Annotated in this window: 22 protein-coding genes; 7 read left to right on the top strand and 15 right to left on the bottom strand. The window is 68.5% G+C overall.

The features are described 5' to 3' along the window. Window positions 1–24: 24 nt before the first annotated feature. Genes BJ988_RS31215 through BJ988_RS00870 form a run of 5 tightly spaced genes read right to left on the bottom strand, consistent with a single transcriptional unit; the run spans window position 25 to window position 3,712 of the window. Complete coding sequence (locus tag BJ988_RS31215; RefSeq protein WP_343051376.1) at window positions 25–705, bottom strand: PaaI family thioesterase; 681 nt, start codon at window positions 703–705, stop codon at window positions 25–27. Beyond that, the gene (locus BJ988_RS00885) at window positions 702–923 is read right to left on the bottom strand and encodes a hypothetical protein (RefSeq protein ID WP_179656246.1); all 222 of its coding nucleotides are present in this window, start codon (window positions 921–923) and stop codon (window positions 702–704) included. Before BJ988_RS00885 ends, BJ988_RS31215 begins: the two co-directional genes overlap by 4 nt. A 5-nt stretch (window positions 924–928) precedes the next feature. Then, complete coding sequence (locus BJ988_RS00880) at window positions 929–1,366, bottom strand: Zn-ribbon domain-containing OB-fold protein (protein WP_179656245.1); 438 nt, start codon at window positions 1,364–1,366, stop codon at window positions 929–931. Further along, entirely contained in the window at window positions 1,363–2,571 is a 1,209-nt protein-coding gene (locus tag BJ988_RS00875) for a thiolase C-terminal domain-containing protein (RefSeq protein WP_179656244.1), read from the bottom strand. The genes BJ988_RS00880 and BJ988_RS00875 overlap by 4 nt, the downstream gene beginning before the upstream one ends. A gap of 4 nt (window positions 2,572–2,575) precedes the next feature. Beyond that, the gene (locus BJ988_RS00870; protein ID WP_179656243.1) at window positions 2,576–3,712 is read right to left on the bottom strand and encodes an amidohydrolase family protein; all 1,137 of its coding nucleotides are present in this window, start codon (window positions 3,710–3,712) and stop codon (window positions 2,576–2,578) included. A gap of 123 nt (window positions 3,713–3,835) precedes the next feature. Between BJ988_RS00870 and BJ988_RS00865 the strand changes: the two genes are divergently transcribed. Further along, entirely contained in the window at window positions 3,836–4,480 is a 645-nt protein-coding gene (locus BJ988_RS00865; RefSeq protein ID WP_179656242.1) for a TetR/AcrR family transcriptional regulator, read from the top strand. A gap of 92 nt (window positions 4,481–4,572) precedes the next feature. On the opposite strand, the gene BJ988_RS00860 is transcribed toward BJ988_RS00865, so the two are convergent. Both BJ988_RS00860 and BJ988_RS00855 read right to left on the bottom strand, forming a co-directional pair. Further along, window positions 4,573–5,739, bottom strand: coding sequence for a thiolase family protein (locus BJ988_RS00860; protein WP_179656241.1), 1,167 nt, complete (start codon window positions 5,737–5,739; stop codon window positions 4,573–4,575). A gap of 27 nt (window positions 5,740–5,766) precedes the next feature. Further along, the gene (locus BJ988_RS00855; protein ID WP_343051375.1) at window positions 5,767–6,774 is read right to left on the bottom strand and encodes a DUF2889 domain-containing protein; all 1,008 of its coding nucleotides are present in this window, start codon (window positions 6,772–6,774) and stop codon (window positions 5,767–5,769) included. Between the two features lie 188 nt (window positions 6,775–6,962). Here BJ988_RS00855 and BJ988_RS00850 point away from each other — a divergent pair, with 188 nt between their 5' ends. Then, window positions 6,963–7,790, top strand: coding sequence for a FadR/GntR family transcriptional regulator (locus BJ988_RS00850; RefSeq protein WP_179656240.1), 828 nt, complete (start codon window positions 6,963–6,965; stop codon window positions 7,788–7,790). A 100-nt stretch (window positions 7,791–7,890) separates the two neighbouring features. Here BJ988_RS00850 and BJ988_RS00845 read toward each other — a convergent pair whose 3' ends face one another. The 3 genes from BJ988_RS00845 to BJ988_RS00835 all read right to left on the bottom strand — a co-directional run bounded on the left by BJ988_RS00845 (window position 7,891) and on the right by BJ988_RS00835 (window position 12,491). Continuing rightward, window positions 7,891–10,347: a CaiB/BaiF CoA-transferase family protein gene (locus tag BJ988_RS00845; RefSeq protein WP_179656239.1), complete on the bottom strand. Its 2,457-nt coding sequence runs from the start codon at window positions 10,345–10,347 to the stop codon at window positions 7,891–7,893. A gap of 155 nt (window positions 10,348–10,502) precedes the next feature. Next, window positions 10,503–11,270, bottom strand: coding sequence for a 3-hydroxyacyl-CoA dehydrogenase (locus BJ988_RS00840; RefSeq protein ID WP_179656238.1), 768 nt, complete (start codon window positions 11,268–11,270; stop codon window positions 10,503–10,505). 42 nt (window positions 11,271–11,312) lie between these two features. Continuing rightward, on the bottom strand, window positions 11,313–12,491 hold the full coding sequence (locus tag BJ988_RS00835) for a thiolase family protein (protein ID WP_179656237.1): 1,179 nt from the start codon (window positions 12,489–12,491) through the stop codon (window positions 11,313–11,315). A 170-nt stretch (window positions 12,492–12,661) separates the two neighbouring features. Between BJ988_RS00835 and BJ988_RS00830 the strand changes: the two genes are divergently transcribed. Genes BJ988_RS00830 through BJ988_RS00820 form a run of 3 tightly spaced genes read left to right on the top strand, consistent with a single transcriptional unit; the run spans window position 12,662 to window position 16,348 of the window. After that, window positions 12,662–13,699, top strand: coding sequence for an enoyl-CoA hydratase-related protein (locus tag BJ988_RS00830; protein ID WP_218860490.1), 1,038 nt, complete (start codon window positions 12,662–12,664; stop codon window positions 13,697–13,699). After that, entirely contained in the window at window positions 13,686–14,966 is a 1,281-nt protein-coding gene (locus tag BJ988_RS00825) for a CoA transferase (protein ID WP_218860489.1), read from the top strand. Before BJ988_RS00830 ends, BJ988_RS00825 begins: the two co-directional genes overlap by 14 nt. After that, complete coding sequence (locus BJ988_RS00820) at window positions 14,963–16,348, top strand: amidohydrolase family protein (RefSeq protein ID WP_179656235.1); 1,386 nt, start codon at window positions 14,963–14,965, stop codon at window positions 16,346–16,348. The genes BJ988_RS00825 and BJ988_RS00820 overlap by 4 nt, the downstream gene beginning before the upstream one ends. Before the next feature lie 88 nt (window positions 16,349–16,436). Here the strand turns inward: BJ988_RS00820 and BJ988_RS00815 are convergent, their stop codons facing one another. From BJ988_RS00815 to BJ988_RS00795, 5 genes are read right to left on the bottom strand one after another with little or no spacing between them, the layout of a single operon-like run. Then, window positions 16,437–17,210 (bottom strand): enoyl-CoA hydratase/isomerase family protein, encoded by a 774-nt coding sequence (locus BJ988_RS00815; protein WP_179656234.1) that lies wholly within the window; start codon window positions 17,208–17,210, stop codon window positions 16,437–16,439. Between the two features lie 8 nt (window positions 17,211–17,218). Then, window positions 17,219–18,373 carry an acyl-CoA dehydrogenase family protein gene (locus tag BJ988_RS00810; RefSeq protein ID WP_179656233.1) on the bottom strand — a complete coding sequence of 385 codons (1,155 nt, stop codon included), beginning with the start codon at window positions 18,371–18,373 and terminating at the stop codon, window positions 17,219–17,221. A 19-nt stretch (window positions 18,374–18,392) separates the two neighbouring features. After that, window positions 18,393–19,457 carry a phosphotransferase family protein gene (locus BJ988_RS00805; protein WP_218860487.1) on the bottom strand — a complete coding sequence of 355 codons (1,065 nt, stop codon included), beginning with the start codon at window positions 19,455–19,457 and terminating at the stop codon, window positions 18,393–18,395. Next, complete coding sequence (locus BJ988_RS00800) at window positions 19,454–20,644, bottom strand: acyl-CoA dehydrogenase family protein (protein ID WP_179656232.1); 1,191 nt, start codon at window positions 20,642–20,644, stop codon at window positions 19,454–19,456. The genes BJ988_RS00805 and BJ988_RS00800 overlap by 4 nt, the downstream gene beginning before the upstream one ends. 11 nt (window positions 20,645–20,655) lie before the next feature. After that, entirely contained in the window at window positions 20,656–21,765 is a 1,110-nt protein-coding gene (locus BJ988_RS00795) for an acyl-CoA dehydrogenase family protein (RefSeq protein ID WP_179656231.1), read from the bottom strand. A 123-nt stretch (window positions 21,766–21,888) separates the two neighbouring features. Between BJ988_RS00795 and BJ988_RS00790 the strand changes: the two genes are divergently transcribed. Together BJ988_RS00790 and BJ988_RS00785 are read left to right on the top strand one after the other, a co-directional pair. Beyond that, window positions 21,889–23,031 carry an acyl-CoA dehydrogenase family protein gene (locus tag BJ988_RS00790; RefSeq protein ID WP_179656230.1) on the top strand — a complete coding sequence of 381 codons (1,143 nt, stop codon included), beginning with the start codon at window positions 21,889–21,891 and terminating at the stop codon, window positions 23,029–23,031. Window positions 23,032–23,070: 39 nt separating this feature from the next. Continuing rightward, on the top strand, window positions 23,071–23,832 hold the full coding sequence (locus tag BJ988_RS00785) for an SDR family NAD(P)-dependent oxidoreductase (protein WP_179656229.1): 762 nt from the start codon (window positions 23,071–23,073) through the stop codon (window positions 23,830–23,832). The last annotated feature ends 20 nt before the right edge of the window (window positions 23,833–23,852 follow it).

Below are 23,852 nucleotides of genomic sequence, written 5' to 3'. Positions count from 1 at the left end.
TGGATCTGTCGGGCCAGTCGAGAATCAGGGCTGGCCGGGGTTGAGTGCGACGAAGAGGCCCTCGGCCTCCGCGCAGAGGGTGTCGCCGTCCTTCAGCTCGGCGCGCACGACGCGCTTGCGGCCCTCCTCGGAGACGAACCAGCCGCGCACCGACAGTTGCCGGCCGACGGGCGTGATGGCACGGAAATCGGTGTGGAGATACGCCGTACGGCACGGGCTGCGCCCCGCGGAGTTGGCCAAGCGGCCGAGCACCTCGTCGAAGAGCAGCGGGATGGCACCGCCGTGGACGGCACCGTTGCCACCGAGGTAATAGCGGCCGTACGTGACGGTGCCCCAGACCCCGTCTCGGTCGCCGCCCTCGATGGCGAAGTTGGGCGACATAGTCTGCCCGCGCCCTGGCAGGTCGGTCCGGTGGGCGAAGACCTGTTCCCGCTCGGAGACGCTCATCGGCGCCAGGCGTGCGCGCCACGCGGCGAGGTCCCCGGCCAGCTCGGCGACGGTCGCGTTATCCGGCTTGGCCGCGGCGACGTGGTCCAGGAACGAGCGGAGGTTGGCCACCATGTCGCCGTAGGGATCGTCCTCGGGTGCGGCCGGCAGGGTCCAAGAGTCCACCTGCGGAAACCCACCCGGCTCCGCCGAGCCCAGCCCGAGGGTCGGGTCATCGATCGGAGACGGGACGGGATGCTTCTCGTTCACAGATGTCACGCAGGCACGCTGCCGGTGTGAATCCGAGCCGCATGCAGGCCTTCCTCGGTCGAGGAGGCCTCGATGTCCCACTGACCGCAGGAGCACCAGCAGCGGTAGACGCCATGCTCATCAGGGATGATCGCCTGTCCGTCGCAGTAGCCACCGGTGTTCGCAATCGACTGCAGGAACTCCAGCGGCTTCTCGTGCAGCGAGTTGTCCTCGTCATGGTCGGACATGTCGGTCACTCCTTTCCAGATGCCCGGAAGACGGGCAGCAGCCAGTCGTCGGAGATGGGGTGGAAGTCCACGGTGAGGGACATTCCGATCTCCACCTCGTCCGGGTCGATGTCGATGATGTTGCTGATCAGTCGTGCCCCTGGCGCGTCAGGCAGGTCCACGACCGCCGACACCAGGGTGATGTCCGGGAGGCCCGGGAACCCGTGGACTACCGCGAAGCTGTAGAGCGTCGCAGCGCCGGAGAGCTCCGGCCAGGCGATCGAGTCCGACTGGCACTCGGGGCAGAACGGAGTCGGTGGCATCCGGAAGGCGCCACAGACCGCGCACTGGGCGGCCGTGAGTCGCCGCTCCTTGGCCGCCTGCCAGAACGGCTCGGTGACCGGGTTGGTGGTGATATGGACTGTCTCGGACGGCAGCGCCGTGGCGAGGGTCTTCGTGCTCATGAGTCACGCCCCAGGATCAGTGCGCTGACGGGAAGGCTGGCCGGGCCGCCGGTGACGAGCGCGAGCTCGGCGTCGTTGACCTGGTTGATCGCGGTGCCGCGCATCTGCTCGACTCCCTCGAGGATGTGGGTCATTCCGATGATGTAGGCCTCGGAGAGCTGGCCACCATGGGTGTTGACCGGAATGTTTCCGGCCTTGCGGTCTGCCGAGTAGCGAATGGCTCCACTCTCCACGAACCCGCCACCCTCGCCCTTCTCGCAGAACCCGTAGTCCTCGATCTGCATGAGGACCATCGGGGTGAAGTGGTCATAGAGCAGGGCCACGTCGATGTCCTGGGCCGTCACGCCGGCCTGCTTGTAGAGGCGGTCCGCGATCGGCTTGTTGCCCGAGGATGCAAAGGTCTCGTCCGGCATCCCGAACCAGGCGAAGGCTCGACCCCAGTCACGGGTGCCACCGTGGGACACCGCGACAACCGGAACCGGCTTCTGCTTCAGGTCCCTGGCCCGGTCCATGCTGGTGGTGATCACCGCGACCGCACCGTCGGTCTCCTGGCAGAAGTCGTAGAGACACAGTGGCTCGGCGATCATCCGCGCGTTGAAGTAGTCCTCGAGGGTCAACGGCTTCTTCATCCGGGCCTTGGGCCGGTTCAGCGCGTTGTTCCGGCTGGAGATCGCGATCTCCGCGAATGCCTCGCGCCGGGTGCCGTACTGGTGCATGTGACGACGCGCGAGCACCGACATCAGGTGTCCCGGTCCGGCCAGCCCGGAGGGTTGGAGGAACGAGTTGATCGGGTCCGGCGCCACAGCCGAGAAGACCGTGCCCAGACGCTGCTTGGCCTGCTGCAGCGCCATCACGGACACCACCACGGTGGCGTCACCGGCCACGATGGCCGCACGGGCGAGACCGATCGACCCCGCAGAGCCGCCGCCACCGGAGGTGAGCGACGCGGTGAAGGTGACCTCGGGGATGCCGAGCGTCTCCATGAAGTCTGCGGTGTCCATCTTGTCGCCGTAGCCGGCGCCCGCGCCGGAGTAGTAGGCGAAGCCGTCGATCTCCTTGACGTTGATGCCGGCGTCCTCGCAGGCCGCGAGGATTGCCTCGCACGCGAGCTGGGTGGTCGTCTTGGGGACCGACTCACCCCGTTTGTAATAGGGAGTGGCGCCGACGCCGACGATGGCGACGTCGCGCAGGCCGTTGGATGCCACGCGCTCAGCCCTGGATCGCGTCGGTGGACTCGGGAACCGGCGGCACGTGCGGGAAGAGCTCGTAGAAGGCGCCCTGGGTGATGCGGTGCGTGGTCTCCGGCGAGGCGCCGGCGAAGAGGCCCTCGAGGGTCTTCTGGGTGTGCCCGAAGGTGCCCTCCATGTGGGGGTAGTCCGAGCCGAACATGACGTTCTTGTAGCCCATCGCGTCGTGCGCCGCAACGGCGGTCTCGTCATGCTGGAAGGAGGCATAGACCTGGGACATCAGGATCTCCTTCGGGTCCCGCTTGAGCTTGGGGCGCACGGCCATGTGGTGCTGGCGGTAGCCCTCGAGCAGGCGGTCACCGAGGAACGGGATCCAGGTGGCGCCGCCCTCGGAGATGAGGATGTTCAGGTCCGGGTGGCGGTCGAGCGCGCCTCCGCCGACCAGCTTCATCGCGGCACGCTGCCCGGAGAACGTGGTCTCTGTGTAGTTCATGACGGCGCCGCCGGGGCCGCGGTAGACCACGCCGGCCCCACCCGAGGTCATGTCAACGGGGTCGGTCCCGATGTGGAAGGCGGGGATGATCTTGGCCTTGTCGCAGATGTCCCAGAACGGCTCCCAGTCGTCGCGGTGCCAGTCCGGTGCCGACGGGTGCGGTGTGGTCGGCAGGAAGACGGTCTTGAATCCGTTCTCGGCCAGCCACTCGATCTCGGAGACGGCGTCCTCCACGCGAAGAGTAGAGACCTGGCCGGTGACGATGTAGCGGTCGGAGACGGGCACGAGCTCCTCGAGCGCGTACTCGTTGCTGGCCCGCATGCAGGCCTTGAGCAGCTCAGGCGTGCGGAACGTCGAGGCCCACATGCCCAGGCTCGGGAAGATGACCTCGCCCCAGACGCCTTCCTTATCGAGGTCCGCCAGCCGGGCGCGCGGGTCGCGGACGCCTTGCGGCTTGTGGCTCTCTTCGACGAACTGGACCGCGGCCGACGAGGGCAGCTTGCGGCGGAAGGTCTGGCCATCGACGCTGACCGTCTCCCACTCGCCGTCAGGGTCCTTCTGCGAGATCGGGGTCAGGTCGGCGAGCTTCTTGGGAAGCCGGGAGCTCCACACGTCCTCGGGCTCGAGGAAGTGCGAGTCACCGGAGTTGGTCCACATCTTGGTCATGGTCGTCTCCAACAGATCGGGGCTGCTGTGCGGCAGGTCGGTGGTCGCCCAGCGATATAGATGATTCCACTAACTGATTCAGATGTCTAGGATTTTTAATGGGGATCCATTATCTTTCTATTCATGGCCAGTACCCCAGCACCCACCAAGCGTCGACACTCTGCCGGCGAGGCCACCCGGGTCCTCCTCATCGAGGTTGCAGAGAGGCTGTTCGCGACTCGCGGGCTCGAGGGCGTCACGATCGCGCAGATCCAGCTGGCGGCCGGTCAGTCCAACTCCTCGGTGATCGGCTATCACTTCGGCTCCAGGGACGGGCTGATCCAAGCGATCCTGGAGCACCGCCAGCCTGGGCTGGCGGCCCAGCGAGAACGCCTTCTTGCCGAGCTCCTGCCTGAGGGTGGCGAGCTCGACGTCCGCGGGGCGGTGTGGCTCATGGTCCGCCCTTTCGCAACCAGCATCCGGGAGGGCGAGATGTTCGTGCCCCTCCTTGCCCGGCTCAGCGACGACCCTGACCAGCGCCAGCGCCTCGGCAAGGCCGGACCGAGCGGCATCTCCTCGCTGGACGGCGTCGAGCAGTACGTCGAGTCCGCACTCAGCGATCTTCCCGACCGGGTCCGCCGCGGGCGCGTCTTCATGCTCTACAACAGTGTCCTCAACCTGCTCGGTGAGCGTGCCCGCAGCTTCCACGACGTGACCGAGGCACAGCTCGAGATCTACGTCGACGGCTGGGTGGGGCTGCTCGAGGCCCCGGTCAGCAGCATCGACTGATGGGCCCGGCCCGGGACGCCCGGCCGCGATGAGTGATGCCCGGGCACCCGCCTGTTCGTACGACGGGTCCCGGGCATCCAGGTGCAGGAGGGTCAGACGGCCTCGATGACCACGGCGCCACCCTGACCGGCGGCGGCACACATCGACGCCACGGCGATGCCGCCGCCCCGGCGGTGAAGCTCATGGGCCAAGGTGGCCAGCATCCGACCGCCGGACGCGGCGATGGGGTGACCGAGCGAGCAGCCGCTGCCCCACGGGTTGACCTTGGCCTCATCGATGCCGAGCTGCTTCACGGCCGCGACCGGGACCGAGGCGAACGCCTCGTTGATCTCCCACAGGTCGACATCTGCGACGTCGATGCCGGCTCGCTTGAGCACCAGCGGGATGGCGTCGACGCCACCAAGGCCGGTGAGGTGGGGCTGCACTCCGACCGCGCCCCAGGCGCGGATACGCGCGAGCGGGGTCAGTCCGCGCTCGCGGGCTCGCTCGTCGCTGACGATGGCCAGCGCGGATGCCGCATCGTTGACACCGGACGCGTTGCCGGCGGTGATGGAGAAACCGTCGATCTCGGGGTGCAGCGGGCCAAGGCCGGCAAGCTTCTCGGGCGTGGAGCTGCGGCGCGGGTGCTCGTCGACCGAGAAGTCGAACGAGTTGCCGTCGAGGGTGACCGGGACAGGGACGATCTCATCTACGAACTGGCCGGCATCGATCGCGGCCACTGCCCGCTGGTGGGAGCGGAACGCCCACGCGTCCATCTCCTCGCGGGTGATGTCGACCTCGTTGGCGACGTTCCAACCGACTGAGAGGGTCACATCGTCATTGGCCCCGTCGTAGTAGGGGAAGGACGGACGCATGCCCACGACCGGCTCCTCCTGGCCCGGGACCCGTGACGTGACTGTCGGATTCATCGAGTAGGAGTGCGTACCGCCGGCGATGACCGCGGAGTCCATGCCCGCTCGGATCGAGGCCGCGGCATTGCCGACCGCGGTCAGGCTGCCGGCACAGTGTCGGTTGACCGACTGCCCGGGCACGCGGGGCATTCCACTGGCCAGCGCGGCCCAGCGGGCGATGTCTCCGCCTCCGGCGAGCGACTCCGCGAGAATCACGTCATCGAAGGCGTCCGACTCGAGTCCCGAGCGCGCCGCGGCCTCGCGGACCACGATCGCGGCGAGCTCCTCGGGTGAAGTATCGCGCAGGCTGCCCTTGTAGGACGTGGCGATCGGTGTGCGTACTGCACTGACGATGAGTGCTTCTGTCATAACTTCTCTCCGTTGGTGTGGTCGTGCTCAGTTGCTGATGGCTTCGAGGCTGTCGACAAGGACGCGCACGTCGGCCAGGGCGCGAAGCGCGTCGTTGAGATGAGTGCACCCAGCGGTTCCCTTGAGCAGGTCGAGGACCGCTGGACGGAGCTCACGTAGCGGAAGCCCGATGAGGACATCGACATTGCGCACTGCGAGCGGGCACTCGAGGTACGGCAGGACCTGCGCCACAGGGGTGACCGCCCGGAGCGTCCGTGTAGCCAGGTCGATCTCGGCCGTGAGGGTGTACTCGTGGACCGCTTGCCGACCGCCCTCGGGAAGGGTGCTCGAGTCCTGGAAGAAGGAGTCGACGAGGACGGTGCCAGCCTCGACGGTGACGTCGATCCGGCGCGAGCGGCGCATCGACACCTCGGTCTGCTCGGTCACCTCATGCCAACCGAGTGGATCGTCGATGGAGTCGATCTCCGCGACCCCACGGGTTCGGTGGGTCCATCGGGAAGTGCCGTCCGGCGCCAACCCGCTCGAACCCGGCTGGAATCCGGTGCAGATTCCGGTCATCACCCTCAGGTTGCGTCGCCCTGGCGGCCCGAGCAGCTTGTCGATCGGCACCCACTTGGAGAAGGCGAAGCCGGAGACCAGGACGGCCCCTGGGATGTCGTCGAGGAGCAGGTGCAGCGGAGTTGCCGCGTCCACCTCGTCGGGCTCCGTCTCGGCCAGCACAGCCCGGTATCCACTGCCCGTCGGAGCTCCGACCAACCCGAGGAGATCCGGCTTCCGAGGCGGCCCCGCGATCTCGGCAATCCGACGGTCGGGCCCCACGAGGAGTCGCATGGACTCCTCTGCAAGCACGGTGGCCGCGCCATCGGCATCCGTGAGAAGGTCACGAGCCCGGCCGTGCTGGACTAGGTCGCCGCCCAAGCCTCCCGACCAGGTGCTGTCGATCGTGCTGGTACGCCGGATCGAGCCCGGGCGACGTGGCGGAGCCGAGAGCGCCGGCCCCCTGGCCGCCAGCTCATCCGGGACTTCGATGGTCACAGGACTACCCCGTCGGCCAGGGCAGGCCGACAGCTCGTCGCCAGCAGACCCATTGCCACCACCTTCACCCGCATTGATTCAGTTTAATGATCTTACTCTTGGTTGCCAAAATGCGCACCATGACACACTTCACACTCCCGGCACGCGGCACAAGCGCTTGAAACAGTTAACGCGGTAACATGATTTGCATGTCTGAACCGAAGGCCTCGACCAATGGCACCGTGGCTGCGCCCATCGCCCGCGTCGGCACCGTCATGCGTGCCCCCAAGACGGCAGAACTGATCGCGACCCATCTGCGCAACCGCATCGTCAAGGGTGAGCTCAAGCCGGGCCAGACACTGCCGGCCGAGGTGCATCTGATGGAGCAGTTCGGCGTCTCCCGTCCGACGCTGCGCGAAGCCTTCCGCATTCTGGAGGCGGAATCCCTCATCGGCGTACGCCGTGGTTCCCGCGGCGGCGCCCAGGTCCTCGAGCCAGACCCGGGCATCGCCGCCCGCCACGTCGGTCTCCTCCTGCAGCTGCAGGGAGCGACCATCAAGGACGTCTACGACGCGCGGATGGCGACCGAGCCGGTGTGCGCCGGCCTCCTAGCCAAGTCCCGGACCAAGCAAGACCTCGCCGACCTGCGTGCGGCCGTCGACCACGTGAACCAGATCGTCGAGGCCGGCCCAGAGGCTTTCCCGGACGCTTCGCGCTGGTCCCAGGCGACCTACCACTTCCATGAGCTGATCCTGCAGCGGTGCGGCAACGTCACCTTGGGCATCCAGGGCGCGGTGCTCGCCGACATCGCCGCCACGCACTTCAGGATCAACATCGCCGCGGACCTGACCAGCCGTTCCTGGGAGAAGGCGCGATTCCAGAAGACCGCCCGCTCCTACTCCAAGCTCGTCGATCTGGTCGAGGCGAAGGACGCCGACGGGGCAGCCGCCCACTGGCGCACACACATGGAGGTGGCCGCGAAGTACCTCTTCATGTACGACGGCCATGACAAGAAGGTCGTCGAGCTCTTCGAGTGAGCGGTCGGCGGACCGACCACAGAGGCCACCTGAAGTGAGGGGCGCCGGGACTCGCACGATACGAGCCCCGGCGCCCCTCACGGCGTACGGACGGAGCGGATCAGACTCCGACCACCTTGCGCTCGATCAGGTCGACCACGCGCTCCTCGGCATAGCCGATCTCGGCCAGGATCGCCTTGGTGTGCTGACCGATGGTGCAGCCCGCCAGCGCCTGGACCTGGGAACGTGAGAAGGCAGTCAACGGGGCCGTACGGCGGTGCTCGTCGAAGATCGGGCTGACCGCCTCGACGGAGTAGCCGGCCTCGAAGAACTCGTCGTCCTGGATGACCCACTCACAGTTCTCCTCGGCAACGAGGACGCAGCCGACATCGGCCGCAGTGAGGTCGGTCTCCCAGTCCCGTTTCGCGCCCTTGGCGAAGACGCCGGCCAGCACTTCGGCCAGGTCCGAGTCGTTCTCCACACGCAGCTCAGGCGTGGAGAAGCGCTCGTCGGCACCGAGGTCGACATGGGAAGCGAGCCCCTTGACCAGGTCGTCCCACTCGTCGGCCTCAGGGGCGGCAAGGAACACCCAGCCGTCGTTGGACTGGTAGAGGCGGTAGAGCGCGTTCAGACCGTAGAAGTCAGGATCCGGGTGTGGCGTCTCGCCCTTGCCCTCGTAGTCGGCGTTGTAGGTGATCAACGCCTGGTGCGCGGTTCCGAGCATGGTCGCCACCATGCCGTCCATAGCTACGCCGCGGGCCCGAGCCAGGATGCCGAGCAGAAGCGACGTGCCGACACCGAGCGCCGCAGCACCGTCGGCCTGGACGGCGGGGCAAGCACCCGCCGCGTGCAGCATCCGGCCACTCCTGTGCAGGTCGTCGATGTCCGTGGGGCTGTGCGGGAGGCCACCAGCGTCGGTCGCCGAGATGCCTGACGCGGCGCCGATGGACGGCGCATAGGCAGCCCGGGTCGAGTAGGGACCCTCGACGCCATAGCCCGGTGCGCTGAGGTAGACCAGATCGGGGTTGAGCTGCTTGAGGGTGGCCTCGTCGACCTTGTTCCGCTCTGCCGCGCCGGCACGGAAGCACTGGAGGACCACATCGGCACTCTTGACCACCTCGTGCACGATCGCGAGTCCGTCCTCGCTGCCGAGGTCGACAGCGAGGGACTCCTTGCCCTGCAGCACCCTGGCTCCGCCCGCCTCAGGGAAGGCGACGAGGTTGCGGATCTGGTCGCCCTGGAGGGTCTCGATCTTGATCACACGCGCGCCGAGATCGGTGAGCAGGGTCGCACCGAACGGCCCGGCGAACATCACGCCGAACTCCACAATGGTGATGCCCTCGAGCGGCAGGCCGTCGGGCCTCGCCCCGGCCGGACTCACGGCGTCCACGATCTTCGCGGCCAGCGCGGTGAGCTCGTCGGCGTGCTCGCCGACCCGCGGAGCGGGCAGGAACCGAGCAAGGGGTCCGTCGGCCGTGTGGAGCAGGCTGGAGGGCTGGCGCACCGGTCCGAGCTCCGGGTCCTCGACCACGACCACACGCTTGTCGTGCACGACCTGCGGGTGGTCGAACGAACCGGTGGGGCTGCGGTAGGTCTCGGCGCTCACGTCTCCGTTGGTCTCGAACGTGTGCTGCCACTCCTCGAGCGTGCGCTCGGACACCTTGGCGAGCATCTTGTCCCACCACTCGGTGCGCAGCTCCTTGGTGGGCAGCATCGGGAAGCCTTCCCACTTCGGGTCGGCCAGGTCGGCGGCTACACCCAGCTCGACGAGCCAGGCCTGCATCAGACGAGGCGCGGTCTGGGCGAACTGCAGCCAGGTGCCGTCCTTGGTGGCGGCGATCAGGAGTGCATAGATGAGGTACGCCTGCGGATAGCCCTCGTCGTCGTAGGCGGTGTCCATCGGCTGGTAGGCACCCGGGTAGCGGTGCAGTACCAGCTCGTAGAACTGGTTGTAGGTGTCGTACGCCGCCACTCCGCGGACCAGGTTCGACTCGACAGCCTGGCCGAGGCCACTGCTCTCGCGCTCGAGGAGTGCGGCGAGGATCCCCTGGATTGCTCCCTGGGACGCGCCGAAGGAGGCGTACGGGGTGGTGACGTAGGCCGGGCCGGGTCGCAGCTTGAGCTGACGCTTGGAGTGCATGAGCCCGGACCGCGCGTTGATCAGAGCCTCGTAGCCCTTGTAGTGGCGGAAAGGGCCCTCCATCCCCCATCCGGTGACCATCGCGGCCACGAGGCGGGGGAACTTCTCGGCGAGCGCATCAGGGGTGAAGCCGATCCGTTCGGCCGTCGTGGGGCGCATGGTGCTGACCAGCACGTCTGCCTGCGCCAGGAGGCCGCGGAGGGTGTTCAGGTCGCCCTCGTCGTTCTCGATGTCGAGGGTGATGCTGCGTCGGGTGCGAAGCAGTGCCGGCCAGCCCGGGTCGCGCCGCATCGGGTTGCCACCGGGTGGCTCGACCATGATCACGTCGGCGCCGGCATCAGCGAGGAACTGACTGGTCTGGCACCCCGGCAGGGTGGTCGAGACGTCGACTACGACGAGCCCGGCGAGCGGGCCCCTGCCTACGGACTGGCTGGTCATCGGGGTTCCTTCCAAACACTGGTGGATGTCGGTACGCATGGTGTGGCGTGCATCACAATAATAGAATCATATAACTTATTAAGGCAATGACTCTTCCGAAAAACCGAGGCCGGGCGGCCATCGCGAGCGGCCGCCCGGCCGTCACGCACGGTGGATCAGCGCGGAGCCATGCGGATGGCACCGTCGAGGCGGATCACCTCGCCGTTGATCATCGGGTTTTCCGCGATGTGGCCGACCAGGGCGCCGAACTCGTCCGGGCTGCCCAGCCTCGCCGGGTGCGGCACCTGGGCGCCGAGCGAGTCGATGTACTCCTGCGAGAGAGTCTCGAACAGTGGCGTCAGGAAGAGGCCCGGAGCCACGGTGACCACGCGAATCTTGTGCTGGGCCAGGTCGCGCGCGATCGGCAGGGTCATGCCGACGACTCCACCCTTGGAGGCGGAGTACGCCGTCTGACCGACCTGCCCCTCGTAGGCCGCGACGGATGCCGTGTTGACGATGACACCGCGCTCCTCACCGTCGGCGTCCGTGTGGGCGACCATCGCCGCAGCGGCGAGTCGGATCACATTGAACGTGCCGACCAGGTTCACGTCGATGATCTTGCGGAAGTCCGCCAGCGGGAAGGGACTGCCGTCCTTGCCGACCACGCGGATCGCGTTGCCGATCCCGGCACAGTTCACGGTGACGGCGAGCTGGCCGAGGCCGGTGGCAACGTCGAGCGCGGCCTGCACCTGCGCCTCGTCCTGAACGTCGGCCGGCGCGAAGGTGGCCCTGGAGCCGAGGTCGGCCACGACCTTCTCCCCTGCTGACGAGGGCAGGTCGACGATGACCACGGAGGCGCCGGCATCGTGCAGCCGTTTGACGGTGGCCAGACCGAGTCCAGAGGCACCGCCAGTGACGAGGGCTACCTTGCCGTTGAGGTTCATGATGTTCCTTTTCTGTAGAGGGTGAGGTCGGGTCACGCGTGGTCAGAGGCGCTCGATGATCGTGGCGTTGGCCATGCCACCGCCCTCGCACATCGTCTGGAGGCCGTAGCGGCCACCGGTGTCCTCGAGGTGGTTGAGCAGGGTGGCCATCAGGCGCAGGCCCGAGCCGCCGAGCGGATGGCCCAGGGCGATCGCCCCGCCGCGGGGGTTCAGCTTCTCCGGATCGGCGTTGAACTCTGCCTGCCAAGCGAGGGGAACGGGCGCAAATGCCTCATTCACCTCGTAGGCGTCGATCTGGTCGATGTTCAGGCCTGAGCGCCGCAATGCCTTCTGCGTCGCCGGAATGACACCGGTCAGCATCAGCAGTGGATCACTGCCGCTCACCGAGAACGTGTGGAACCGGGCTCGGGGAGTCAGACCCAGCTCGGCTGCCTTCTCCTCACTCATGATCAGTGCGGCCGAGGCACCATCGGTCAGCGGCGAGGAGTTGCCCGGAGTGATCATCCAGTCGATCTCGGGGAAGCGCGCTGTGAACGCCGGGTCCACGAAGGAGGGGTTCAGTCCAGCCAGACCCTCGGGCGTCGTGGCCGCCCGGACGGTCTCGTCGCTGATGTGGCTGCGCCCGTCGCCGAGGTCGACCGGGATGATCTCCCGGGCGAAGCCACCCGCAGCCGCGGTGGCGGCGGCGCGCTGGTGAGACCGTGCGGAGTACTCGTCGAGCGTCTCGCGACCCAGCTTCCACCGACTGGCGATCAGCTCGGCGCCCACCCCCTGGTGGGCCAGCCCCTCGGGATAGCGGTCGGCCAGCGGCGCATAGCCGTCGCCGCCGACGGCGCTGGCGCCCATCGGGACCCGGCTCATCGACTCGACGCCGCAAGCGACCGCAATGTCGTAGGCGCCGGCAATCACGCCCTGGGCCGCGAAGTGCGCCGCCTGCTGGCTCGAACCGCACTGCCGGTCGACCGTGGTGCCGGGGACGCTCTCGGGGAAACCAGCGGTGAGAAGAGCGGTGCGGGCGATATTGAACGCCTGGTCGCCGACCTGGCCGACACACCCCGCGATCACGTCGTCGACGATCGCCGGGTCGAGGTCGTTGCGCTCGACGAGGGCGGACAATGTCCGCGCGAGCAGACCCCCGGGATGGACTCCCGACAGCGCCCCGCCCGGCTTCCCCTTGCCTGATCCGGTGCGGACGATGTCGACGATCACGGCGTTGGTCATGTGCTTCCCCTGTCAGGACGGGCGGGTGACATATCGGTGTATCAGTTATCTGATTATGCGCTTACTATGACATGGTGCACGAGCCCGGACAAGAGGAGCCATGCCAGAGCATCGGGCGCGATCTACGGGACGTCATCGAGGAACGCGCCTTCGCTGCTACGTTGCGGAGCGTGGAGACGTTCGGACTCGAAGAGCTGCTCGACGGCGCCGGCGATCTCGAGCTCGACCCCGCAGGGCGCCCGGTGCGGCCGCTCGTCGTCGTGGATCTCGACGGCGCCGACTGGTCGCTTGCGAGACGCGTGGCGGAGCGACTGACGGCCGCGCGTACGCCGGTCCTGCTCGGTCACGCGACGGCGCCCCTGCCCGTCGCAGCAGCGCCGGTCCTCGATGCCCTCACCACGACTCTCGCCCCCGACGCGCCCGGTCGGTCCTGGCACGCGGGCTCGCCGGGCGATCTGGACCGGATGGCGGAGACTGTTGCCTCGGCTCCGTTGGCCGCGATCACCTTTGCCGGCGTGCTTGGCGCGACCTCCCGGGCCGAGGTGGCGGACGGGCTCGTGGTCGAGTCGCTGGCCTACTCCACCCTGCTTGCGGGCCCCGAGTTCCGGACCTGGCGGGCGACGACGCCGGTCGGCGCCTTACCACCGGACGGCGACGAGCCGGTGCTGGTCTCCCGCACCGACGATCACCTCTCAGTGGTCCTGAACCGGCCGCAGCGCCACAACGCATTCGGCCGCGGCGTACGCGACGCACTGCTCGATGCCCTCGCGATCGCGGCGCACGATGAGTCGTTGCACGAGGTCGTGCTGACCGGGAACGGGCCGTCGTTCTGCAGTGGAGGCGACCTCGCCGAGTTCGGCTCGACCCCCGACGTTGCAGCAGCCCACCTGGTCCGGCTGCAGCAGAGCGCGGGCCTGACCATTCACAGGCTGCGAGCACGACTGGGCACCCGGATGCGGGTCGAGCTGCACGGTGCCTGTATCGGCGCCGGGATAGAGGTGCCTGCCTTCGCCGGCAGGATCGAGGCACTTGACGGGACATGGTTCCAGCTCCCCGAGCTCGGCATGGGACTGATCCCGGGGGCCGGTGGAACCGTGTCGATCACCCGTCGGGTCGGGCGCTGGCGCACGGCCCACATGGCACTGACGAACCGGCCGCTCGACCTCGACACCGCCCTGGCCTGGGGGCTCGTCGATGCCCGCGCCTGAGGCACCGCGCGACGACGCCCGGCCCGCGACCGCCGAGCCGACCGCAGCCGCGCGGGCCGAAGCCCTGCGCGACTGGGCGGCCTCCGGTGCGATGGCGTTGACAGGTAGTACCGACGGTCCACCGACGGCGGCGCCGGGGCGCGCGGCGTCGTTCGTCCGGGAGTCACTGGGCCGCGTGGCAGAGCTCGCCGAGTCACGCTCGGGCGGGCGACCCACGCTCCCCGACGTACGCCTGCTCGGGGAGCGTGCCGCGATCGCAGGGTTCACCCGCAACGCTCCGTGGTCCTGCGGCGGGGCCTTCCGGACGATGCGAACGACTGACGGCTGGCTGGGGCTCTCCTTGGCGCGCACCGACGACCTGTCACTGGTGCCGGCACTCGTCGAGGGTGACGTCGCCGGGGATCCGTGGCTCGCGCTCACCGCCTGGGCAAGCCTGCTTCCGACCGAGCAGGCCGCTGATCGCGCACAGCTCCTCGGTTTGGCCACCGCCTCGTCGTTGCCCGGGCCCACGCGTGAACCGGTGCTCGTCACCGAGGGCGGGTCACGGCGTAAGCCGTCGGATCGTCCGCGCATCCTCGACCTGACCTCGCTGTGGGCCGGCCCGCTGTGTGCGCATCTGCTGGCGGCCGGCGGCGCCGAGATGGTCAAGGTGGAGAGCACGCGCCGGCCCGAAGGGGCTCGCCGCGGGCCGCCCCGGTTCTTCGACCTGCTGCACGCCGGGCACCGGATGGTCGCCCTCGACTTCGGTGACCCGGCAGATGTGGCCCGGCTGCGGGAGCTGGTGCGCTCTGCTGACCTGGTCGTCGAGGCATCCCGTCCCCGCGCTCTGCGCCAGCTCGGAATCGATGCCGCCGAGGTGGTCGCGGACGGAACATCATGGCTCTCGATCACCGCCCACGGACGGCACGCCGAGCTGATCGGCTTCGGCGACGATGTAGCGGTCGGCGCAGGCTTGGCGGTCCGCGTCGATGACGCCGTCGTACCGTGTGGCGACGCGCTCGCGGATCCGCTGGCCGGCGTCGCTGCCGCAGTGGCTGCCGAGGAGGCCCTCGCCTCCCCCACGGCCCGTCTCGTCGACGTCTCCATGCACCATGTGGCCGCCTCGGTCGCCGACGGGGAGCCGGCGCCTCACGTCGTACGCCGTGAGGGTGCGATGTGGTGGGTCGACTGTGATGCCGGATCGTTTCCTGTGGCGGAGCCCGTGGCCCGGGTATCGGTGGATGCCGCTGGCGTGCTCGGCGCCGACAACGTCGAGGTCCTCCGATGAGCCTTCTGCTGCGTGACGTCGAGGTCGCGGGCAAGCGGGTCGACGTACGCACTCTTGATGGCCGGATAGATGCCATAGGGCCAGTCCTCGACGACCGCGGAGCCGAGATCGTGGACGGCTGCGGCGGCGCCCTTCTGCCGGGTCTCACTGATCACCATCTCCACCTGCTGGCGATGGCCGCCGACCTTGGATCCGTACGGTGCACACCGTCCGCGGTGAGGGATGAAGACGGCCTCGCGGAGGCACTGGGCGCTGCTCACGGCGACGCGCACGGATGGGTACGCGGTGTCGGCTATCACGAGGATGTGGCAGGGCCGCTCGACGCCGAGGTGCTCGACCAGGTCCATGCTGATCGTCCGGTGCGGATCCAGCATGCGAGCGGTGCGGTGTGGTTCCTCAACTCGGCTGCGCTCAGCTCCCTCGACCTTGCCTCGGCTGATCACCCGGGCATCGAGCGCGGTCCCACAGGAGACCCGATCGGTCGACTGTGGCGTGCTGACGACTGGCTGCGTAGCCGCCTCCCCGCTTCGCCGCCCGTGTCGCTGCGCGAGACCGGTCGCCGTCTGGCCACTCTCGGGATCACCTCGGTCACCGACGCCACCCCACGCCTCGACCGAAGCCACCTCGACCTGATCCGGACCGCGCTGTCCTCGGGTGACCTCTCGCAGCACGTGACCCTGCTGGGGGCACCGCTGGACACGGATCTGCGGGAGTCTCGTCTGGCCGCCGGCCCGTGGAAGATCGTCCTCGCCGACTCCGGGTTGCCCGAGCTCGACCAGCTGGTCGCCGAGATCCGTGCCGCCCACGTCGCTTCCCGCCCGGTCGCCGCGCACAGTGTCACGACAGCCTCGCTGCTCCTGTTCTTGGCCGCGCTGGACGAGGCCGGACGCCTCCCCGGTGACCGGGTCGAGCACGCGGCCGTCGTGCCTCCCGAGGTCGTGCCGATGCTCGCCGAGCGCGGCCTGCGCGTGGTGACGCAGCCCGGGTTCCTGGCCGACCGTGGCGACCGGTTCGCAGCCGGGACACCTGCCGACGAGCACGGCGATCTCTACCGTTGCCACTCCCTGCTCGACGTCGGCATCCCCGTCGCGCTCTCCAGCGATGCACCCTACGGACCGGTGGATCCGTGGCAGGTGATCGCCGCGGCAGCCCATCGACGTACTCCGGACGGGGAGGCCCTCGGCCCTGACGAGACGATCACGCCCGCCGCCGCGCTCGCGGCTTACCTTGCCCCGGCCGACGATCCGGGCGGTACGCCGCAGCAGATCGAGGTCGGCGGTGCCGCCGACCTGGTGCTCTTGGACCGTCCGCTCGCGACGGCGCTGCAGAGCCCTAGCGCTGAACACGTACGCGCGGTGTTCATCGCGGGTCGCCGGATCTGACAGACGCGCTCGAGCCAGCCGGCAACACGGAAGGCTCTCCCCGCCTCTCCAATGGTTCACTCAACGCTCGATCAGAGCGGCGCCAAGGTCAGTCGTGAACGAAGCTCGGTCTACGCCTGTCGAGGAACGCCGTGACACCCTCCCGGGCGTCCTTGGTCCCGGCGCGGATGCGGATGCTGCGCGCCTCGCGTCGCAGGGCCCACTCCGGAGCCGGCCCCGCGGCCTCACGGACGAGCTGCTTGGTCGCGGCCTGGGAGCCGGCGGGGAGCGACAGCAGCCGGGTGACGACCCTGTCGACACCGCCGCTGAGCTCGGTGTCGGCGACCACCCGCGTCACCAGCCCGGCCTCGTAGGCCTCCTGCGCGGTGAGTGAGTCGCCCAGCAAGGAGATGCGCAGCGTGGTGTGCAGCCCCAGCGTGTTGACCAAGAGGCTGCTGCCGCCGTCCACGCTCAGTCCGACATTGCCGTATCCAAGGCTGAACCGCGCCGACTCGACCGCCACGACGACGTCAGCGGCGGCGGCGAGTGGGAACCCGGCTCCGGCGGCAGGGCCCTGCACCGCGCACACGACCACGGCCTCTGAACGCTGCAGCGCGCTGATCACGCGGTGCAGGGAATTGGCGAGCCTTTCGATGTATGCCGCCATGTCATTTGCGCCGGCGAACCCAGCCAAGTCCCCGCCGACGGAGAAGAACCGCCCCTCGGCAGCGAGCAGGATGACCCGTGCGCGATCGCTCTCGGCGCGGTGTACGGCCTCGAGGAGCTCGGCGACCGCCTCGGGGTGGATGCAGTTGCCGTGGTCGGGGTCGGCGAGCGTGATCCGAGCCAGACCAGCGTCGTACGCATATGTCACGAAGGTCATCGGGCGGCTCAGCTCAGGATCCTACGGGCGATGGCGAACTTGTGAACCTCGGTCGGGCCGTCGTAGAGGCGGAAGGCGCGCAGGTCGCGGAAGATCATCCCGACCGGGGTCTCATCGGAGATGCCGATGCCGCCGAGCACCTGGACACATCTGTCGGCGACCTTGTAGAGCTCCTCGGAGACCGAGGATTTCACCATGGAGGACTCGTGGCGGCCTCGCTCACCGCGGTCGAGGGTCCAGCAGGCCCACCAGATCATCAGTCGGGCTTGCTGCAGAGCGATCTCGTTGTCGGCGAGCATGAAGCCGACACCCTGGTGCTCGCCGATCGGCTTGCCGAATGCCGTACGCCGCTTGGCGTAGTCCACCGCGATCGACTGGGCCCGCGAGGCAGCGCCCAGCCACCTCATGCAGTGGGTCAACCGGGCCGGGGCCAGCCGTAGCTGGGCATAGCGCATCGCCTGGCCCGGCTCCCCGAGAACAGCGGAGGCCGGGAGGCGCAGGTCCTCGAAGAGCACGACGCTGTGGCCACCGACATAATTGCGGTCCATGGTGTCCATGACCCGCTCGATCACGATGCCGGGGGTGTCACCCGTGCACAGGAACAGCGTCGGGCCGACGTCGACGAGGTCGGCCATGATGATCCACGTCTGGGCGCCCTCAGCGCCGGTGATCAGCCACTTGCGGCCGTTGATCACGTAGTCGACCCCGTCGAGGACCGCGGTGGTGGAGAGCAGCGCGGGGTCCGAGCCGGCCCCGTCGGGCTCGGACATCGCGAACGCCGAGCGGGTGTGGCCCTCGATCATCGGCACCAGGTGCTGCTCGATCTGCTCGGGAGTGCAGATCTTGGAGAGCAGAAAGATGTTGCCCTCATCAGGCGCGTTGCAGTTCATCGCCACCGGGCCGAGCGTCGACCAGCCGGCGGCCTCGAAGATCACCGCCTGCTCCAGGTGGGTGAAACCATGCCCGCCATACTCGACCGGGGCCTGCGGGGTGAGCAGACCCTCCTTGCGGGCCAGTTCGACCAGCTCGTCCCGCAGGTCCTCGGTCGGGCCGTGCACGGTCAGCCGCGGGTCCTTCTCATAAGGCACGATCTTCTCGGTCACGAATGCCCGGACCCGCTCTGCCAGCTCGGCGGTCTCCTTGGGGATCTCGAAGTCGATCACTATTTCCTCTCCTAGGCCCTCAGGCGTTGATGATGTGCTGTGCCCGCTCGAAGAGGCGGACAGCGGCGTGGTGAAGTCGGTCGCCGGTCTCGACGGGCGCCAGCCCGGCGCAGGCGCGGGCGTGCGTGCCCTCCAGGATGATCCCTGCCTTGAAGCAGGCCAGCACGATGTACCAGTCGATCCGGGACAGGTCGCGGTCGGCGCGGCCCCCCTTCGCGGTCTCGGCATATGCCGCGATCAGCTCCTGGTGCGTGGCGATGTCTCCCGCCTCCATCAGGCAGCCACCGAAGTCGCGGCTGGCATCGCCCAGATCCCAGGTCGCCAGTAGCCAGCCGAGGTCGAGTAGGGGGTCGCCGATGGTCGACATCTCCCAGTCGACGACGGCGACGACCTCGGGCCCGGCGCGCGAGAACATCACGTTGGATGCGTGCAGGTCGCCGTGCAGGATTCCCGGGGTCCAGGTGACGGGTCGATACTCGTCGAGCCAGCCCGCGACGCCGTCGACGTCACCAATGGCAGGACCGGGGTAGCCGTCGAGAGCGTCGAAGGAGGCTAGCTCGGAGCGCCACCGGGGCACCTGCCGCTCCAGGAAACTGTCGGGCCTACCGTAGTCCGCCAGACCGACCGCGACGTGGTCGACGGCGGCCAAGGTCGCGGCGGCCCGGGCGAGCTCGAGGCCCATCTGGTGGCGTACGCCCGCACCGTTCGCGTGCAGCTCGGGCAGCCCCTGGCCCGCGCAGAAGCCGTCGATCGGCTCCATCAGGTAGAAGACGGCGTCGCCGAGCACGCCAGGGTCCTCGCAGGCCGCGATCAAGCGGGGGTGCGGGACGTCGGTGCCGGCCATGGCGCGCAGGGCACGGGTCTCACGGGTGATCACCTTGTTGCTGGCCGGCCGCAGGCGCAGCGGGCCACGGCGCAGCACGTAGCCCGCGCCGTCTCGGGTGAACCGGACCATCACGTTCTGAGTGCCTCCGCTGATGGCGACGATGTCGGCGATCGGACCTGAGCCGATCCCTGCACCGTCCATCCAGCGCGCGACCGCCGCCAGATCGACGCCCTCGACGGGCGATGTCACGGCGCTCATCGCGGCGGCATCGCCGGGTCGTACGGCATCTTCAGCACCTGCTCGGCGACGGTGTTGCGCTGGATCTCCGCAGTGCCTGCGCCGATCGTCGAGGCGCGGGTCATCAGGAATCCCTGCAGCCACCGGCCGCGTTGGACGGCCTGGTCCGATGCCTTCAAGACAATCCCGTCGGGGCCGAGCATGTCGACGGCGAACTCGTGCAGATCCTGCTCGAAGGCGGTGATCATCAGCCGGGAGACCGAGGAGGTGGCGCCCGGCTCGCCCTTGGTGAGGATGCCGGAGATGATCCGCTCGGCGTTGTAGCGGATCAGCCGGACCCGGATCTCGAAGTCGGTCAGCCGATCGCGCACCAGCGGGTCGACGGTGAGGCCGCGTTCACGGGCGAGGTCGACGAGCTCGGACAGGATCCGGCGGTAGGTGGCGGCCTGATTCATCGCGCCGGCGGCGCGTTCATGACCCAGCGAGGTCCGCACCAGCGGCCAGCCCTCGTTCTCCTCGCCGATCCGGTCGGTGACCGGGACGCGTACGTCATCGAAGAACATCTCGGCGAAGACCGCGCCCCCGGCCAGGTCCTTGAGCGGGCGAACGGTCACGCCAGGGGCGTGCCGGTCGATGATCAGGTACGTGATGCCCTTCTGTCGCGACTTCGGGGTGCCGGTTCGTACGAGGGTGAAGAAAACGTCGGCGATCACGCCGGCCGAGCACCACACCTTCTGTCCGTTGACGACGTACTCCTCGCCCTCGCGACGGGCGGTGGTACGCAGCGCCGGCAGGTCTGAGCCGGCCTCCGGCTCGGAGTAACCCTGGCACCAGACCAGGTCCCCGCGGAGCATCGGGCGCAGCCAGCGCTCCTTCTGCTCAGGGGTGCCGTACTTGATGATGGTCGGCGCGACGATGCCCAGGCCGGTGCCGAGCGGGCCGGGGACCCTGGCGCGGGCGATCTCCTCCTGGTAGATCACCTGGCGCGCGAAGGGCAGGTCCATGCCGCCGTACTCGCGGGGCCAGGACGGGCCGGCGTAGCCGTGGTCGACCAGGGTGGCGTGCCAGGCCTTCGTCCAGGCGACCTTCTCGCCCGGGTCCTTCGGTCGCGGGCCTGGTGAGCTGTCGGCGAGGAAGTCGCGCAGCCGGGCGCGGAACTCCTCGTCGGTCTCGGCGTCGAGCGCGTGCTTCTCGGAGGTGACGGTCATCGTGTCCTTCCTCAGATCCCGGCCAGGTCCGCGACGCGGGCACGGTGTCGGGCGGGGGTGCCGAGCAGCAGCTCGGAGGTCTTGGCGCGCTTGAGATGGAAGTGCGCGTCGTGCTCCCAGGTGAAGCCGATGCCGCCGTGGAGCTGGATGTTCTCCTTGGCGGCGTGGGTGTAGGTGGTCGCACACCAGGCGGCGGCCAGAGCTGCCGCAACCGGGCCCTCCGGGTCGTCCTGGGTGAGGAGCGAGGCCGCGGAGAAGGCGGCATTGCGGGCGGACTCGACCTCGGTGAGCAGGTCGGCACAGCGGTGCTTGATCGCCTGGAAGGAGCCGATCGGGCGGCCGAACTGAACCCGGATCTTCGTGTACTCCACCGCCATGTCCAAGGTGGCGGCCGCTCCCCCGGTCTGCTCGGCGGCCAGAGCCACGGCGACGAGGTCGGCGACGCGGGCCAGGACGGCGGTGGCGTCGTCCTCGATGCGTACGGCCAGGGCGTTGTCGAGGTTCACAGTGGCGACCTGGCGGGTCGGGTCGAGCTGGGCGAGCGGCTCACGGCGTACGCCCTCGGCATCGCCCTTGACGGTGAAGAGGGCGAGCTCCTCGCCCGCCCTGGCAGCGACGATGATCATGTCGGCGCCCACGCCATCGATGACGAAGCGCTTGGTGCCGGTGATCTTCCAGTCCTCGCCGGCCGAGGTCGCCACCGAGGTGACTCCGGCCGGGTCGATCTCGCCGGTCTCGTCAGCGACAGCAAGAGTCGCGATGACGGCACCTTCGGCGATGCCGGGAAGCCATGCGCTGCGGGCCTCGTTGTCGCTGCACGTGGTCAGCGTCTGGCCGGCCAGGGCGACCGTGGCGAGATAGGGCGCCACCGTGAGCGCACGACCCAACTCCTCCAGCACGATACCGAGCTCGACCGGTCCGTACCCGGCCCCGCCGTACTCCTCCGGGATCGCGATGCCCTGCAGCATCAGCTGGTCGGCCATCTGGTGCCACACCGCGTCGTCACGGTTGGCACCGGATTCGGCCAGCTTCCGCACCTGGGTCAGTGACGACTTCTCCGCGAGGAACCTGCGGGTGATCTCCCGCAGTTCCTCATGCTCCTCGGTCAGCCCGGTGATCATCGGGACTCCTTTCCTGCTGGGCGCAGCGCATCCTGGCAAAGGACACACTACCGCATAATCGGTTAACTGATTACACTGAAAGTCCTGGTATGCTCGGCTCACCCGCTAGGAAGTAGGCAGTAGATGGCACGCACGGTGTTCACCGAGGAGCACGAAGAGTTCCGGTCCCTCGTCAAGGAGTTCCTCGCCCGCGAGGTCGAACCCCACGCCGAGGACTGGGAGGCGGCCGGGATCGTCGACAAGTCGGTCTATAAAGCTGCCGCCCAAGCGGGCGTGCTCGGCTTCTCGGTCCCCGAGGCGTACGGCGGGATGGGCATCGACGACTTCCGCTACAACGCGATCGTGGCCGAGGAGCTCGCCCGCGGACGCGGCGGCGGGGTCGCGCTGACGCTGCTCAACGACATCGTCGCGCCCTATCTGCTGCGCTTGACCACCGAGGGTCAGCGTCAGCGCTGGCTGACCGCGCTGGCTGCTGGCGACATGACCTTTGCGATCGCGATGAGCGAGCCCGGAGCGGGCTCGGACCTGGCCGGCATCCGTACCTCGGCGGTACGCGAGGGCGATGAGTGGGTCATCAGCGGCCAGAAGACCTTCATCTCCAACGGGATCCTCTCCGATGCCGTGATCGTGGTCTGTCGCACCGATCCTGAGGCCGGGCACAAGGGCTTCAGCCTGATCGTGGTCGAGGACGGCACCCCCGGTTTCGAGCGCGGCCGCAAGCTGAAGAAGATGGGCCACCATGCCCAGGACACCGCCGAGCTGTTCTTCTCCGAGTGTCGCGTGCCGGCCGGGAACCTGCTCGGCACGGAGGGCCGTGGCTTCTTCCACCTGATGGAGAACCTGCCCTCCGAGCGGCTCTCGATCGCGGTCTCCGCCATCGCCGCAGCCGAGAAGACGTTCGCCGAGACGATGACGTACGCCAAGGAGCGTGAGGCCTTCGGGCAGCCGATCGGCTCCTTCCAGGCCAACCGGTTCACGATTGCCGAGATGGCCACCGAGCTCGACATCGCCCGGATCTACGTCGACTCCTGCATCGACCGCGTCGTCGATGGGACGTTGACCGCGGTCGACGCCGCGAAGGCCAAGTGGTGGTGCACCGAGCTGCACAAGAAGGTCGTCGACCAGTGCCTGCAGCTGCACGGCGGCTACGGCTACATGCTCGAGTACCCCGTCGCCCGCGCATACCAGGACGTCCGGATCTCCACGATCCTCGGTGGCACCACCGAGATCATGAAGGAGATCATCGGCCGAGACCTGGGCTTCTGACCTTTCCCCACCCCCGATAGACAGAGACGAGACAGACATATGGAGATCCAGGGCAAGTACGCCGTCGTGGTCGGTGGCGCCTCCGGCATGGGGCGCGCCAGCGCCGAGATGCTCGCCGCGCATGGCGCGAAGGTCGCGATCCTCGACCGTCCCGGCGGTGAGGGCGAGAAGGTCGCAGCAGAGATCGGCGGGTCGTTCTTCGAGGGCGACATCACCGACCACACCGGCATCGAGGAGACCCTCGCCGCGGCGGTGTCCGAACTGGGCGGGCTGCACATCGCGGTCAACACCGCCGGTGGCGGTATCGCCAAGCGCACCCTGTCCAAGAGCGGCCCGCACGACCTGGCCGCCTTCACTGACGTGGTCAACCTCAACCTGATCTCCACCTTCAACCTCAACCGGCTGCAGGCCTGGCACATGAGCCAGGGAGAAGCCGACGAGGACGGCGAGCGCGGCGTGCTCGTCAACACCGCCTCGATCGCCGCCTTCGAAGGCCAGATCGGGCAGGTGGCGTACTCTGCCGCGAAGGCCGGCATCGCCGGAATGGCGCTGACCATGGCCCGCGACCTGGGCTCGGTCGGCGTGCGCGTACTGGCGATCGCACCCTCGCTCTTCGAGACCGGTGCGGTCAAGGGGCTCCCTGCGGACATGATCCCGCCGCTGGTGGAGGGCAACGCCTTCCCCAAGCGAATGGGGAGGCCCGAGGAGTACGCCAAGCTCGCGTGCTCGATCGTCGAGAACGGCATGCTCAACGGCCAGTGCCTGCGTCTGGACGCCGGCATGCGCTTCGCCCCTCGCTGAGCCTCACCCTCCCCATCAGT

This window comes from Nocardioides panzhihuensis (assembly GCF_013408335.1).
Taxonomy (GTDB): domain Bacteria; phylum Actinomycetota; class Actinomycetes; order Propionibacteriales; family Nocardioidaceae; genus Nocardioides; species Nocardioides panzhihuensis.
This window is presented reverse-complemented; position numbering and strand designations above follow the sequence as displayed.